Raw genomic sequence first — 1,495 nt, 5'->3', positions numbered from 1 at the left:
GTTATAGTCTCGTGGGCTCGGAGATGTGTATAAGAGACAGGGTTGACGGTGACCGCCGCCGCCGAGGCCGAATAATCCGCGGTGTCGGTGCCCTCGCCGCCGACCAGCGTGTCCGCCCCGGCGCCGCCGGCCAGAGTGTCGTCGCCGGCGCCGCCGTCGAGCCGGTTGCCGCCGCCGTTGCCGGTCAGACGGTCGCCGAAGGCGGAGCCGATGACATTCTCGATGCCGGTGAGGATATCCCCCTCCGCATCGCCGCCATGGCCCGTTCCGGCGTCGAGATCGACGGTCACCGCCTCCGGAGAGGCCGAATAGTCCGCGGTGTCGGTGCCCTCGCCACCGATCAGCGTGTCGGCCCCGGCCCCGCCGGCCAGCGTGTCGTCGCCAGCATCACCGTCGATGCGGTTGGCGCCGCCGTCGCCGGTCAGGCGGTCGTCGTGGCTGGAGCCGATGATGTCCTCGACCCCGCTGATCCGGTCGCCCTCGGCGTCGCCGCCGGACCCGGTGCCCGCGGCCAGATCGACCGTGACGCCGCTGGCCGATCCGCTGTAGGCGACGGTGTCGGTGCCCTCGCCGCCGATCAGCGTGTCGGCACCGGTGCCGCCCTCCAGGCTGTCGTTCCCGGCGGCTCCGTCCAGGCTGTCGTCGCCGGCCCCGCCGGAGAACTGGTTGTCGCCCGCGTCGCCGATCAGCGTGTCGTTGCCCGCTCCGCCCCGGACATTCTCGATCCCGGACAGGCTGCCGCTCATCCAGCCGCCGTGCTGCACGCCCCCGTTGGAGAGGTCCACGGCGATGGGGCCGGAGCCCGCCCCGAAATCGACGGTGTCGATGCCGTCGCTACCGATCAGGACGTTGTGCCCGCCGCCGCCGGACAGCACGTCGTCGCCGTCGCCGCCGATCAGCGTGTCGTCGCCCATTCCGCCGATCAGGGTGTCGTCGCCGTCCCCGCCGTCCAGAAGGTCGCCGTTGTAGTCGTCGCCGACGCTGAGGCTGTCGTTGCCCGCCCCTCCGATCAGCGTGTCGCTGCCGAAGCCGCCCTCCAGCGTGTCGTCGCCATCCCCACCGTCGTAGTGGTCGTTGCTCCAGTAGGAGCCGCCCTCGCCCAGCCGGTCGTTCCCGGCGCCGCCCAGCAGCGTGTCGTCGCCCTCGCCGCCATACAGAACGTCGTTGCCGTCGCCGCCGTCCACATGGTCGCCGCCGCCGTCGCCATAGACCGTGTCGTCGCCATCGCCCACGGTGATGCGGTCCGCGCCGCCGCCCGCAAGGACGAGGTCGTTTCCGCTGCCCGCGTCGATGGTGTCGTCGTTCTCTCCAGAGTCGATCCAGTCGCTGCCGGCACCGCCGCGGATGCTGTCGTTGCCGGTTCCCGCGATGATGTGGTCATCGCCGCTGCCGCCGTCCAGAAGGTCCTCGTTGCCGCCCCCCAGCAGCGTGTCGTCGCCCGCCCCGCCATAGAGCTGTCTCTTATACACATCTGACGCTGCCGACGATTATACGC

1 protein-coding gene is annotated in these 1,495 nt (G+C 71.1%); it reads right to left on the bottom strand.

Annotated elements, in window-relative coordinates:
* Nucleotides 1–1,469 (bottom strand): calcium-binding protein (locus Q4I23_RS32600; RefSeq protein ID WP_498528989.1); only part of this gene is annotated, 1,469 nt, incomplete at its 3' end.
* Nucleotides 1,470–1,495 lie beyond the last annotated feature (26 nt).

The organism is Azospirillum sp. UFLA03-27 (genome assembly GCF_059803775.1).
Note: the sequence above shows the minus strand (reverse complement) of the source record. Positions and strands in the feature narration are given on the sequence as shown.